Source organism: Levilactobacillus senmaizukei DSM 21775 = NBRC 103853 (genome assembly GCF_001592085.1).
GTDB classification, from domain to species: Bacteria; Bacillota; Bacilli; order Lactobacillales; family Lactobacillaceae; genus Levilactobacillus; species Levilactobacillus senmaizukei.
In genome coordinates this window covers 50,511-63,222 of record NZ_BCWD01000008.1, presented here as the reverse complement: position 1 = coordinate 63,222, position 12,712 = coordinate 50,511, and the positions used below count along the sequence as shown (strand labels likewise).

Genomic DNA, 12,712 nt, shown 5'->3' with positions numbered 1-12,712 from the left:
CTAGTCCCGCCGGCGTGGTTGCCGTTTAGCCCAGAACTGGAAGTAATCCGTCCGTAAGGCCCCGTTGTAAAGCTTCCGGGTCTTCGTCGCCTTTTGTCCATAGAAGTGTTCGAACTCCAGATCGGCCGTCAAAATATACTTTGACCAGTCACTCAGCGGCTTGAAGACCTGGCCCATTTGCTTGTATAGCTCGCGTACACTGGCTTGGTCACTCAACCGCTCCCCGTAAGGTGGGTTGGCAACGATGACACCATGTTTCAGATCCGTCTTAAAGTCTTGAACCGCCAACTGGCCGAACGTAACATCTTGGGACAGCCCGGCCTCTTGCGCGTTACGCTTGGCAATGGCCACCATATTTTCATCGATATCCGTCCCAAAGATCTGAAGCGGCGTGTCGTAGTCGGCCTTTGCATCCGCCTCATCGCGAACCTGATCGCTCAATTCTTGAGGAACCCAGCTCCAACCCTCACAGGTGAAGCTTCGGTTAAATCCAGGCGCCAGGTTACGGCCGATCATCGCTGCTTCGATCGGAATCGTCCCAGACCCACAAACGGGATCCCAGAATGGCATGTCTTTATGCCAACTGGTCAGGGCAATTAAGGCCGCAGCCATATTTTCCTTGAGTGGTGCGCCCCCTTTACCAACCCGGTAACCGCGTTTAAATAGGCTTGAACCGGTGGTATCCAAAGTCAACATGACATGATCCTTGTCGATCATGACTTCCAATGGATAGGTTGCCCCAGTTTCGGGCATCCGTGTCCGCCGGTGATAGACCGCAGCCAGCTTGGTTGCCACGGCCTTCTTCACGATGGCCTGGGCATCGGGCACACTATGTAATTGTGACTTCTTGGAACGACCCTCAACGGGAAATGCGGCATCCATTGGCAGAAGTTCATCCCAAGCAACTGCCTTAGTTGCTTCAAACAACTCGTCAAAAGTCACGGCATCGAATTCGGCAACAATGATCCGCACCCGATCCGCGGTCCGTAGCCAAAGGTTGGCTCGAAGAATGTCTTCAATCGTGCCATCGAAACGAACCCGACCATTTTCAACCTGGGTTTCGTAACCCAAGTCCCGTAATTCTCGGCCAGCAATGGCTTCAATCCCACTGGCAGTCGCTGCGTATAAATGAAATTTTTTCATAACGCCCTCCTGTTTTCTCTGTTGATCTATTAATACTCGACGGCTAGGCCCACCAATCGGTGGCAACCATCGTTTCTTGCCCAATCAGGGCTAATTATAGCTATAAAAAAAGGTGGGAGCAAGCTCCCACCAACCTGACATGGTGCAAATCCCTGTAAGCCATGTTTTGTACCCCGTAACTGTTTCAGGCAAACAATTACGTGGCAGTAATCATCTATCTCGAGAGTTTCCTCTCCCCCCACACTTCGTTCAATTCCATGTGTGAAGCGCCCCTACCAAAAGTTTGGGTTGCCCGCTCGAGGGGTTTACCGCGTTCCACCGCCTAGGTTTCCCTAGACGTATCGTCACTGTGGCACTTTTCAGGGATACTAGGACATAGCCGAAGCCTTAGTCGTTTTTTCCCGCCGTAACGTTGTTCCTAACGTCCCCCGGCTTATTTTTTCACCGAGCACGAACACTACAGGCATCGCAGCCTGTGCGAGCATGGACTTTCCTCAGCCGACATATGCCGACCGCGATTACTCAGGATTTACACCAGTCTATATAATTCTACAAACGATGTGACTCGTTTGGATCATTATCTAATTGTGAACCGAAAACGTGCCGTTCCAAATTGGAGAGCCGCTTCAAGATGTCCATGTTAGTGACACTTGAAGTTGCCTGGCTGGTTGTCGTTGCTGCGGGTTGACTAACCCCCACGGAAACTTGTTTCGTGAGTTCGTCGACCTTAGCCAACAAGCGTTCGTTTTCTTCTTGAAGCCGTTGATTCTCTTTTACAAAAGTATCGTAGTCCTTGATGACGTTATCCAAGAAACTATCAACGTCGTCAGGGTCATAACCCCGCATCTTTTGGCGGAATTGCTTTTGTAAAATCTCCTTGGGAGTAAAATTAACGTTTTCCATCGATCATTACACCTCGTTATCCTAATCAAACCGGCGATATTAATAATACCAGTTTTTAATCAATTTGGGAACCATTATTTAAATTTTCTTGATATTCGTTGGCACTTTCTTGTAACCAATCCATATCAATCAGTGTTAGTGGATAAGCATGCTGCTCTTGATACCGGTGAGTGGCTTGGTAATCATACTTAGGCTTTCCTTCAACCTCTAAATCATAAACCATGACCGCCTCATCCGTGTGGGTCAACATAAATTCTTGATAGTTTCTTAACTGTTGTGGCCCATGATAAGGCTGCTCGCTCACGGACTGGTGGAAGTCAACCTGACTAGCAAGTTGGGCATAGTGCCCTTGGTTATCCTCATTCCAGTTGCCACCAAAGTCGGCAAACGGCGTCATGATGGCAATCTTTATCTCAGGATAATCTGGTTTCAGACTCAAGCCAACTTCCACGGCCCACTGTTCAACCCCCAGCTGGCCACCGGTAATCAGCCAATCCGTGCCATTTTCTATCTTATTAATGAGTAATTTCTTGAGGGTATCCTTAATCACCAACAACTTCGGGTCTTGGTTGCCAAACACCCCGAGCTCATAGCTACGGTAACCCGTTAACCATAATCGACTCACCGCGTCATCTCCTTTTAACAATAACTTAAGTGTAACAAAAAAAGCCGCCCAATCCATTAAAAACGCGTAAAATTAGCGTTGTTCAATTTATGAAGGCCGGTTTAGTTGTTTTTATTTCTTCTTGAGGTTGGTATAATGTCAATAACTGGGCCACAAATCAAGTAGCGGTTTTACTCAAAGGAGTGTGAGCGTCCATGACTATCCGGTATCCCAACGGGAATGCCTATCAAACACCAGCCGGTAAAACGGGGCCCCGCTTCCCCAGTACCTACACCAATTATGGCAAACGGGGTATGTCATTAGAAGAAGCATTGAATGAAAGTAATACCTATTATGAGTCACGGGGGCAAGCCGTGGTTCATAAGAAGCCAACCCCCATTCAAATCGTGAAGGTTGATTATCCGAAACGAAGTGCTGCCGTGATAAAAGAAGCTTACTTTAGTACGGCCTCCACGACGGACTACAATGGGGTGTACCGGAGCCATTACTTAGACTTCGATGCCAAGGAAACCCGCAACCAAGGATCGTTTCCTCTCAAGAATTTCCATGAACACCAGATTGACCATATGCGAGCTTGTGTCGCTCAAGGTGGGATTTGTTTTGCTATTATTAAATTTGTCACCCACGAAGAGACCTACTTGTATCCGGCCAAATACTTATTTCAGTTCTGGGATGCCCAAGCTGCGGGCGGGCGTAAGTCCGTGCCGTACACCGAGATTCAAACCAACGGGATTTTAATTCCCGCTGCGCTTCAGATTCCAGTTCCTTATCTTAAGGCCGTGGATGTTTTGATCGAATCGCTTTCTTAACCACCATCCCGGTTAAACATAAAGGAGATTACCATGTCTAGTAACAATACCACTCGTGAAACTCGGATGAGTCGCAACGCCGAGCGCACTCCGGGTCCCAAAAAGCCGCGTCGAAACGGCTGGCGTTTGTTCCGGCGCATTCTGTTTATCGTTGTCGCGGTCGTCGTTCTCGGCCTGCTAGCTGGCGCTGGGTTGTTCTTCTACTATGCTCAGAGCGCTCCCAAGGTCACTCAAGGTGCCCTGTCGAGTGACACGTCCACGCGGGTCTACGATGCCAAGGGCAACATTATTTCTCGACTCGGGGCCCAGAACAGAAGCTACGTGAAGTCCGATAACATTCCGGCCACCCTAAAGAAGGCCGTTGTCTCCACCGAAGATCGACGCTTCTACAAGAACGACGGGGTTGACCCCATCCGAATCCTTGGGGCAGCGTTTGCCAACGTCAGTGGATCTTCACTGGGAATGCAAGGTGGGAGTACCTTAACGCAACAATTGGTTAAGCTCTCCGTCTTCTCGACCGCCGCTTCCGACCGAACGCTGAAGCGCAAGGCCCAAGAAGCCTGGTTAGCCCTCAAGGTCGACCACGAATACTCCAAAGACCAGATTCTCGAATACTATGTGAACAAGGTTTACATGGGCAATGGGGTCTACGGAATGGAAACGGCCGCCGAGTATTACTACGGCACCAGCCTTAAGAAGCTAGGCTTGCCACAGCTCGCTCTATTGGCCGGAATGCCACAATCCCCAACCAACTATGACCCAACGACCTACCCACAATACGCCAAGAAGCGGCGGGACCTGGTTCTGTCCGCCATGGCTAAGAACAATGTCATCACCAGTGCGCAAGCAACTCAGGCCCAGGCAACCAGCATCAAAGCCGGTTTAGCCAAGACCCATAAGACTTCTGGCACCAGTGCTAAGACCACCAAGGTCATTGACGCCTACCTCAAACAGGTTTATGCCGAGCTAAAGTCCAAGGGCTACAACACCACCACCGGCGGTTTGAAAGTACACACGAACCTGGATCTCGATGCCCAGAAGAAACTCTATGACATCGCCAATGGTAGTAGCTACATCAGTTATCCTTCCAGCAAGTTCCAAGTCGGATCAACCATCGTTGAACCCAACTCCGGAAAGGTCGTCGCCATGCTAGGTGGTCGGAAGACCGGGAAAGTCACCTTCGGTTTGAACCGGGCCGTTCAGACCGACCGGTCGAGCGCCTCAACGGCTAAGCCACTAATGGATTATGGACCAGCTATTGAGTATCTTAACTATCCAACTTACGAGCCGGTAAAGGATAGTGCCTTTACCTATCCCGGGACCGATAAGAACCTCTATGACTGGGACCGGCAGTATCAAGGCACTATCACCATGCGCAAGGCCCTCTACGAATCACGAAACATTCCAGCGGTTCGCACCCTGCAAAATGTCGGTATTAGTAAGGCCACTGACTTCTTGAAGGGCTTAGGAATGAGTTTTGACAAGACCTTAACTCTTCAAAACGGGATTGGGTTGTACATCTCAACCGAACAAGAAGCTGCGGCCTATGCCGCCTTCGCCAATGGTGGGACCTACTACAAACCCTACCTGGTTTCACGTGTGGTCACCCAAGACGGTAAGTCACATAACTACGCTTCAACCGGGAAGAAAGCAATGTCAGCGGCGACGGCCTTCATGATCACCGATATGATGAAGGATGTGATTACCAACGACAACGGATCCGGGACGGCTGCCGAAATTTCCGGTCTGTATCAAGCTGGGAAGACCGGGACCGACTCCTACCCTGATGACTACGCCGATCAAGTTCCCGACGGTGCAACGATGGATTCCTGGTTCACGGGTTATACCAAGAACTACGCGGTCTCCGTTTGGACCGGGTATGACAAGCAATTTCAAGCTGGTCACTACGTCAGCGAATCGGATACCAAGATCGCACAACAAATTTACAAGTATGAAATGAGTTACCTGGCCACGAAGACCACCAATTCCGATTGGACGGCGCCAAGTACGGTCACGGAAACCACACAAAATAATCAAAAAGAATACTACGTTACTGGTCATCCTGGTACCGTTGGCGATACCACGGCCACTAGCCAATACGGGTCAACCAACACTACTAGCTCATCGGCATACAGTAGCAATAACCAAGTGACGACGAACAGTAGCTCATCACACGCCTCAACCACTGAGTCTAGCAGTAGCAAAGAATCCGCTAACACGGAACAAAAGCCAAGTGGCGGAACGGGTAACGATAACAATACCAATTCCACCGATACGTCCAGTGCCACCACGAACAAGGACGATAATAGTTAATCTTGCTTGAGTTCACCACGAGTCCCCCACAATTCACGTTGAATTGTGGGGGACTTTTTTTATTGACCAGCCGATCAGATCACAAAAGGGATGCCACCAGCCATCAAACTGGTAACATCCCTTCTGAAAATTCAATTATTCGGAGACTAACGATCGGTCAGCTTAAAGATAGGCACGTCGGGAATTGCCGTATTAGCTGCGGAATCTGGCGCCTTGGATCGGCGCGGTTCCTGCCGTTCGCGCTCCCGTTGCACCTGCACAGCGGTGGTCAAATGCTTCTTTTCCCAACTCAACAGAATCCGGTCCATATATTTCAGACTGTAGGCCTGACTGAGAACGGCCTCCTTTAAGGCCAACTGAATCAACTCCGGTTGATAGTGGTCCTCATCCAGCCACTGGTTGATACTTTCCATCTCCAGCGGTGACAAGGGCCGCCCAAACTCCGTTTCAATCTGATTGAACACGGTGGCTCGGTCAGTCGTGGCCGCCTTCTGAACGGTCTGACGGGTTTCCTGAGCAGCCAAATGGCTCAGCTTGTCCGTCAGTAGGCTAAAGTCATAACTATCCTGCTTCTGCCCCTGCGAATTGGTAACCGTGGCAATGCTCATCAGCTTGCCTGAAATCAATTCGTGCAGCACCTGATAGACACGTGACTTATCCCAGCCTAAGCGCTGCGCCAAAATCTCGGCATCCGGGAGCTCATCCCCCCGATCGATTTGGCGGCGAACCTGCAGATAAATTAAGAACTGGTCATTACTCATCCCCACTTCACGATAGTGATCGATGAGATAGTTAGCGATGCTGGTCTGACCAGCCGCAATATAGCGATGAATAAAATCATCCATGGGCTAAACCTCCTCTGACTAACAAACGACCGCTCCCACAAAAAGTGAGGCGGCCGTTTGACATTTCAAATAATTAAGGGTAAATCCGGTTAAGCAAACGTGGGAATGGAATTGCCTCACGAACATGTTCTTCACCGGTAATCCAGGTCAGGAACCGTTCAAGTCCCATCCCAAAGCCGGAGTGTGGCACGGAACCGTATTTCCGCAAGTCAAGGTACCAGCTATAATCGTCGGTGTTCAGACCAGCCTTCTTAACTTGTTCTAACAAGAGATCGTAATCGACTTCCCGTTCGGAGCCCCCAATAATTTCACCGTAGCCTTCTGGGGCTAACAGGTCGGCACAGATGTAAACATCGTCCCGCGTTGGGTGTGGCTTCATGTAGAATGGCTTGATCGCCTTAGGGTAGTTTAGTACAAAGACCGGCTTGTCAAAGTGGTCGGCCAGGAAGGTTTCTTCTGGTGAACCAAAGTCCACGCCCCATTCTAAGTCAAACCCGTTTTGCTTCAACAGGTCAATGGCTTCATCGTAACTGATCCGGGGGTAAGGTAGTTGGGTGTACTTCTTCAAGACATCCACATCCCGACCCAAGGTCTTCAGGTCAGCGGCACAGTGGTCGATGACGTTTTGAACCAAGAAGGCCACGTATTGTTCTTGAACTTCCAGGCTTTCTTCTTGGTGCATGAAGGCCATTTCTGGTTCAATCATCCAGAATTCAATCAAGTGACGACGAGTCTTAGACTTTTCTGCCCGGAACGTTGGTCCAAAGGTAAAGACCTTGTTGAAGGCCATAGCGCCAGCCTCGGCATAGAGTTGACCAGATTGTGACAGGTAAGCGTCACGATCAAAGTACTCCGTATGGAACAGGTCGGTGGTCCCTTCAGGAGCACTCCCCGTCAAGATTGGTGAATCAATCTTGGTGAAGCCTTCCTTGTTGTAGAATTCATAGGTTGCCCGAATAACTTCGTTACGAATCCGCATCAGTGCATGAGGCTTGGATGAACGCAGCCATAAATGACGGTGATCCATCAAGAAATCTACCCCGTGTTCCTTAGGTGTGATTGGGTAGTCTTCGCTTTCCCCAATGACTTCAATGCCTTCAACTTCGATTTCATAACCAAAGTGGGACCGGTCGTCTTGATGAATGATCCCGGTGATCCACATGCTGGTTTCCTGGCGGAGTTCCTTGGCTAATTCAAATGTGGCTTCGTCTACAGCTTTCTTAAGCACAACGCCTTGGAAGAAGGCGGTCCCGTCACGTAACTGTAGGAAGGCAATCTTACCGCTTGAACGCTTATTGGTTAGCCAAACACCAATCTTTACTTTTTCGTCAACGTGTTTGCTAGCATCAATAATATTGATCTGTTCCAAGTCAATTCCTCCATCTCTTAACAATTTTTATTTATTCTTGCATAAATGTGTTAATTCGCTGCATGGCCCGTTTGAGGGTTGCCAAATCCGTGGCATAGCTCAATCGGATATGGTTAGCAAGACCAAACGCTTCTCCCGAAACAACGGCCACGTGGGCCTCATTTAGGAGGAGATCAGCGAACTCTGCCGACGTAGCACAGTGTTTCTGCGCCATCGCCTGCGTGACCTCTGGGAATAAGTAAAAAGCTCCCTGAGGCTTTAAGGGTAAATCAAAACCCGGAATTGCCATCAATAACGGATAAATGGTGTCTAATCGCTCCTTAAACGCCGCCCGCATGGTGGTCACCGCCGACTGGTCGCCCGTTAAAGCTGCTAAAGCCGCCGCTTGGCTAACCGCCGCGGTATTCCCTGTCATGTGGGACAGCACCTTATTGACCGCACCGACCACAGCCGGTTGACCAATTAAGAAACCAATCCGCCACCCGGTCATCGCGTAAGTCTTGGAAACCCCGTTAATCACCACCACATTGGCAGTAATGGTCGGATCAATCCCCAGCATCGAGGGGGCTGGCGTATTTCCATCATACAATAATTCGCCATAGATTTCATCAGCAATTACTAATAAGTCATGGGCAACCGCCCATTCACCAATAGCCTTTAACTCGGCGCGGGTGTAAACCACCCCACTTGGATTCTGGGGCGAATTCAGTACAACGGCCCTGGTCTGCGGCGTCAAGGCCGCGGCCAATTGGTCTGGCGTGACCTTGAAGGTACTCGTTGGCGCAATCTCAATCGGCTGGCCACCAGCTAGTCGCACCTGTTCCCCATAGCTAACCCAATAGGGTGCCGGGATTAACACATCGTCCCCGGGATCGAGGATAGCCTGGAATAGCGCGTAGAACGCCATCTTAGCCCCGGTGGTCACCACAACTTGGTCGGCAGTAAAACCCGTCTCACCTTGAGGAGCCACAATGTGGTCAATCACGGCCTGCCGTAATGGTATAATTCCCGGCGTTGCGGTATAACCATCGACACTGTCAGCCCGAATAGCGTCAACCGTGGCATCCTTAATATTTCTAGGCGTCGGAAAATCCGGTTGCCCAATACAAAGATTAATCACATCAACCCCAGTGGCCTGCATTGCATCGGCTTTTTGGGCCGTTGCAAAGGTTGCCGAAGGTTGAACTGCCTGTGCTCGTTTTGAAATTTGCATAGTTGACCTCCTCAATTTGTGCTAGATATTAGAGATTTGCTGTAAAACCTTTCCGTTACTGTATTGATAGGTAATGTAACAGAGTTTGCCGCTCTTATTCAGGTAGCTAACCTGCCAAGCCGGTTTACCATTAAAGATGCTCAGTGCCGCGCCCAAAACCTTCTTGGGGTTACGTTGCCAGACTTTTTCTAGCACCGCATTTCGCGTGATACCAGCATTCTGTTGGACGACCGTCACATCCTTACCAGACTTCGGTACGATGGCGTAGACACTTTGCTTGGCTTTATTCTGACCAGAAACCGTATAGTAAGTTGCGCCCAGATTCGTCCAGTAGAACTTGTCTGTGGTGGTTAGGTGTCCGGACTTCTGTGCCACGGTTTCCGCCTTGTCCTGCTGGATACTTAGCGGCTTGGTTGCCTTATGAATAATGATTGCGCCGCTCAACAAGAGCACCAGGATGACCACTAAGATTCCCAGTAGAACCCAATGGTGTGGTCGTTGGCGCCGTTGATATTGTTGTCTCATCAATTTTCCATCGTACTCCCTTATCAAATTTAATCTCTTTAAATTATATCAGACTTCAGGAGGCGTCTGCGGCTTGTTCGGCTTTTTTTCGAAAAATTTAACCAAGCTCGTCGCAATCTCGTCAATGCTCCCGGTCTGCTTCGACAGGTCACTTGGCAACGCCCGCAAAATACTCTGACCATACCGTTGTTCAACGACGCGGTGATCGAGAATCACAATCGCGCCACGATCGGTTGGCGTCCGAATTAAGCGGCCCACTCCCTGACGCAGCTTCAAGGTTGCTGCCGGCAGGGCCGCATTGTAGAACGGATTCTTTCCCGCCGCTGTCAAGCGGTCGTAGTTGGCCTTGACGAAGACGCGCTCAGGCGAGTCGAACGGCAACCGGGTGACGATCAGTAGTTCTAGCTGTTCCGCGGGGAGATCGATCCCTTCCCAGAAACTAGCTGCACCTAACAAGATAGCACCGTGGCTAGTTGCAAACCGTTTAGCAATTCGTTCTCGGCTGCCGCTGATTCCCTGGGCAAAAATTTCACGCTTTGCGAACTCGGTCCGACCCACCAGGCGCTGGTAAACCCGCTCGATGACCGACAAGGAATTGAAGAGGACCAGCGTTTGTTTGTTCACGGCACCCGCGGTCTTGGTAATGGCCGCCACCAAGTAATCCACGTAGTCATCCGGTGACACGCGACTCAGGTTGGGACCCGAATTGGCAATTAATAACTCCGCCTGATTGGCATAGTCGAAGCTGGACCGCATCCGATGGGTCACGGTTGCCTCCCGGTCCAAATCAAACTGGTCGAGCACGTACTGTGACCGCCCAGATGAGAATAATGTCGCCCCCGTCAACAAGACCGGCTGGAACCCCGCATAGAGGTGCTGGCGCATGAAGCCCTCCGTGGCCAGTAAGCCACTTGCCAGTTGTAAGCTATTGCGATCGCCAATATGATTGATGGTCAACCAGAATAGACTTGCCGGCTTGTGGTCTCTGACCTGTTCTAAAATAGTCAGTAAGCGAACCATTTGATCGTCAAATTGATGAATCTGTGTGTCGACCTGTTCAAACAGATAGCGTTCATTGGCCGAAAAGCGGTCCTGCTGCTGGTCAAACCGTTGCCGCAAACTGCCCAGGGCCGCCAGGAGATTATCGGTCGCCGCTTGGATGTCGGGAATCGATTGTCCCTGATCCAGCTGTTGCCGTAAATCCTCAACGGAAATCAATTCTTCAATAATCTGGTTGTGATTGCGCAACCGTTTATTAGCTAAAAAGCGTATGAAAAGTTGACCGACTAACTGACTCAATTGATGTTCCAATGTTTGACTGATCGCTAGCATTTCCCGCAAACTAAGCGTGGCTTCACCATCCTCGGCAAACAGGGACAGGAGGTTGGGACCAATTTCACGGCTAACATCGCGTTGCACGTGATGGAGTGCATTGATTAGCTGGGAAAACTTCACCTGGGTTCGGCGTTGCCGCAGGGTGTTGTCGGCTAGATGTTGGGCTTCGTCGACGACCAGATACGGTCGTTGCAGCCGTTCCCCCAAATCCAGGGCGTGTTCACTCAGGTAGGCGTGATTCACAATAATAATCTGGGCCTGGGCCATCTGCTGGTCCCGGCGCCGCAAAAAGTCATCATCGAAGAATGGATTATCCTCGGTGACCGTGCCCTCATGAATCACTTCTTGAAAGTATGGGGCCCGATACGTAGCCAAATGCAGTTCATCAAGATCCCCCGTTGTGGTCATGGTCAACCAAACCAGCAACCGTAGCTTGAGTAGCTGCGTCTGCTTCGAGGTTTCCGTTAACTTTAAGGTGGTGGCGAATCGTTGTAAGTCCAAATAATGTCGGCTACCTTTAATCAGAACCGCATTGACCGTAAATGGCACAATTTGTTTTAATAATGGCACCGATTGATCCAGCAACTGTTCCTGCAATAAGGTGGTGGCCGTACTGATTACCACCGGCCGCCCCATCTGACCCAAGTAGGCCATGGGCAACAGGTATCCTAGGCTCTTGCCAATCCCGGTCGGGGCCTCAACGATCATCTGTTTAACCGGATGTTGGTCCGCAGCGGAATAGTTATTGTAAATATAATTCATCATCTTCGCCTGTTCGGGCCGCCATTCCAGATTATCCGGCATCAATCGTTGCTTTTGCTTCTTGGTCTTCGGATACTTCTGTGGCTCGGCCAGCGTCGCTGGTTCTGGGGGCGTTGGTTTACGTAGCGCTAGCCCGTTCTTAATATAGAGGTAATCCGGTAACTTTCGCGGTTTCGCTTCATTTAACCGTTGCGCCACCCCAAAAAGATCCGCGGTCTGTCGGGGCAACTCTGGATGTAAGCCAATCATGCGTTCCAGCGTGATCATTGGCAACGCGCGAAGCCGTCGGAATAAAAAGATAAAGAGTTCGGCCGTGGCACTGGCATCACTATCCGCAGAATGAGGATTATCGTGTTCAATGTTAAAGAGCCCACTCAAGTCACGGAGTCGAAAGCTCGTGGCCGTGGGCAGTAAAATTTGCGCCATGGACACCGTATCCACCGCGGCTATCCCTAATTCCGGATAACCGACCCGGGAAAACTCGGCGTTAATAAACGGTAGGTCAAAATTGACGTTGTGAGCGACAAAGACCGTGTTGGTCAACAGGCTATACAACGTCCCCGCAACATCGTCAAAGAGCGGAGCGTGACGAACCCGTTGGTTCGTGATCCCGGTCAAGCGTGAGATCGCCGCGGGAATCTCGCGGAGCGGGTTCACATCCGTTTCAAAATGATTAATGATTTGGTTGTGCTGGACGAAGACGCACCCGACTTGGATAATGCGGTCGCCATCTGTCACACTGGTTCCAGTAGTTTCAATATCCACTACTGCATAAACCGTGTCTTTATCCATAATATATTCACCAATTTCTGCACAATTTGCGATTATAACTGGCACTATGATACACCACTTAGAAAGCCAGCGCCACGT

At 50.2% G+C, this 12,712-nt stretch carries 10 protein-coding genes and 1 other RNA gene; 2 read left to right on the top strand and 9 right to left on the bottom strand.

All coding sequences use genetic code 11. From position 1 onward, the window contains the following. The 4 genes from LSE01S_RS04580 to LSE01S_RS04565 all read right to left on the bottom strand — a co-directional run bounded on the left by LSE01S_RS04580 (position 1) and on the right by LSE01S_RS04565 (position 2,671). Positions 1-1,143: a THUMP domain-containing class I SAM-dependent RNA methyltransferase gene (locus LSE01S_RS04580; protein WP_061776451.1), complete on the bottom strand. Its 1,143-nt coding sequence runs from the start codon at positions 1,141-1,143 to the stop codon at positions 1-3. A 150-nt stretch (positions 1,144-1,293) separates the two neighbouring features. Next, an RNA gene (rnpB, locus tag LSE01S_RS04575) (RNase P RNA component class B) lies at positions 1,294-1,673 on the bottom strand. Positions 1,674-1,692: 19 nt separating this feature from the next. Beyond that, a complete protein-coding gene (gene gpsB, locus LSE01S_RS04570; RefSeq protein ID WP_061776450.1) occupies positions 1,693-2,046 on the bottom strand; it encodes a cell division regulator GpsB in 354 nt (117 codons plus the stop codon). Positions 2,047-2,101: 55 nt separating this feature from the next. Then, positions 2,102-2,671, bottom strand: coding sequence for an SLOG family protein (locus tag LSE01S_RS04565; RefSeq protein ID WP_061776449.1), 570 nt, complete (start codon positions 2,669-2,671; stop codon positions 2,102-2,104). 194 nt (positions 2,672-2,865) lie between these two features. On the opposite strand from LSE01S_RS04565, the gene recU reads away from it, so the two are divergent. Both recU and LSE01S_RS04555 read left to right on the top strand, forming a co-directional pair. Next, a complete protein-coding gene (gene recU, locus LSE01S_RS04560) occupies positions 2,866-3,480 on the top strand; it encodes a Holliday junction resolvase RecU (protein ID WP_061776448.1) in 615 nt (204 codons plus the stop codon). Between the two features lie 33 nt (positions 3,481-3,513). Next, positions 3,514-5,793 carry a transglycosylase domain-containing protein gene (locus LSE01S_RS04555; RefSeq protein WP_061776447.1) on the top strand — a complete coding sequence of 760 codons (2,280 nt, stop codon included), beginning with the start codon at positions 3,514-3,516 and terminating at the stop codon, positions 5,791-5,793. A 146-nt stretch (positions 5,794-5,939) separates the two neighbouring features. On the opposite strand, the gene LSE01S_RS04550 is transcribed toward LSE01S_RS04555, so the two are convergent. From LSE01S_RS04550 to LSE01S_RS04530, 5 genes are all read right to left on the bottom strand, one after another. Then, the gene (locus LSE01S_RS04550; protein WP_061776446.1) at positions 5,940-6,638 is read right to left on the bottom strand and encodes a DnaD domain-containing protein; all 699 of its coding nucleotides are present in this window, start codon (positions 6,636-6,638) and stop codon (positions 5,940-5,942) included. Positions 6,639-6,711: 73 nt separating this feature from the next. Next, entirely contained in the window at positions 6,712-8,007 is a 1,296-nt protein-coding gene (asnS, locus tag LSE01S_RS04545; RefSeq protein WP_061776445.1) for an asparagine--tRNA ligase, read from the bottom strand. A gap of 31 nt (positions 8,008-8,038) precedes the next feature. Continuing rightward, positions 8,039-9,220, bottom strand: a complete 1,182-nt coding sequence (locus tag LSE01S_RS04540) for a pyridoxal phosphate-dependent aminotransferase (RefSeq protein ID WP_061776444.1) — start codon at positions 9,218-9,220, stop codon at positions 8,039-8,041. Between the two features lie 21 nt (positions 9,221-9,241). Continuing rightward, complete coding sequence (locus tag LSE01S_RS04535) at positions 9,242-9,745, bottom strand: cell wall elongation regulator TseB-like domain-containing protein (RefSeq protein ID WP_061776443.1); 504 nt, start codon at positions 9,743-9,745, stop codon at positions 9,242-9,244. Positions 9,746-9,793: 48 nt separating this feature from the next. After that, entirely contained in the window at positions 9,794-12,634 is a 2,841-nt protein-coding gene (locus tag LSE01S_RS04530; protein WP_061776442.1) for a helicase C-terminal domain-containing protein, read from the bottom strand. Between the last annotated feature and the right edge of the window lie 78 nt (positions 12,635-12,712).

Excerpts from the sequence above, each read along its gene's own strand:
- LSE01S_RS04580 (WP_061776451.1), bottom strand. The coding sequence starts at position 1,143 with ATGAAAAAATTTCATTTATACGCAGCGACTGCCAGTGGGATTGAAGCC.
- gpsB (WP_061776450.1), bottom strand. The coding sequence starts at position 2,046 with ATGGAAAACGTTAATTTTACTCCCAAGGAGATTTTACAAAAGCAATTC.
- recU (WP_061776448.1), top strand. The coding sequence starts at position 2,866 with ATGACTATCCGGTATCCCAACGGGAATGCCTATCAAACACCAGCCGGT.
- LSE01S_RS04555 (WP_061776447.1), top strand. The coding sequence starts at position 3,514 with ATGTCTAGTAACAATACCACTCGTGAAACTCGGATGAGTCGCAACGCC.
- LSE01S_RS04550 (WP_061776446.1), bottom strand. The coding sequence starts at position 6,638 with ATGGATGATTTTATTCATCGCTATATTGCGGCTGGTCAGACCAGCATC.
- LSE01S_RS04540 (WP_061776444.1), bottom strand. The coding sequence starts at position 9,220 with ATGCAAATTTCAAAACGAGCACAGGCAGTTCAACCTTCGGCAACCTTT.
- LSE01S_RS04535 (WP_061776443.1), bottom strand. The coding sequence starts at position 9,745 with ATGAGACAACAATATCAACGGCGCCAACGACCACACCATTGGGTTCTA.
- LSE01S_RS04530 (WP_061776442.1), bottom strand. The coding sequence starts at position 12,634 with ATGGATAAAGACACGGTTTATGCAGTAGTGGATATTGAAACTACTGGA.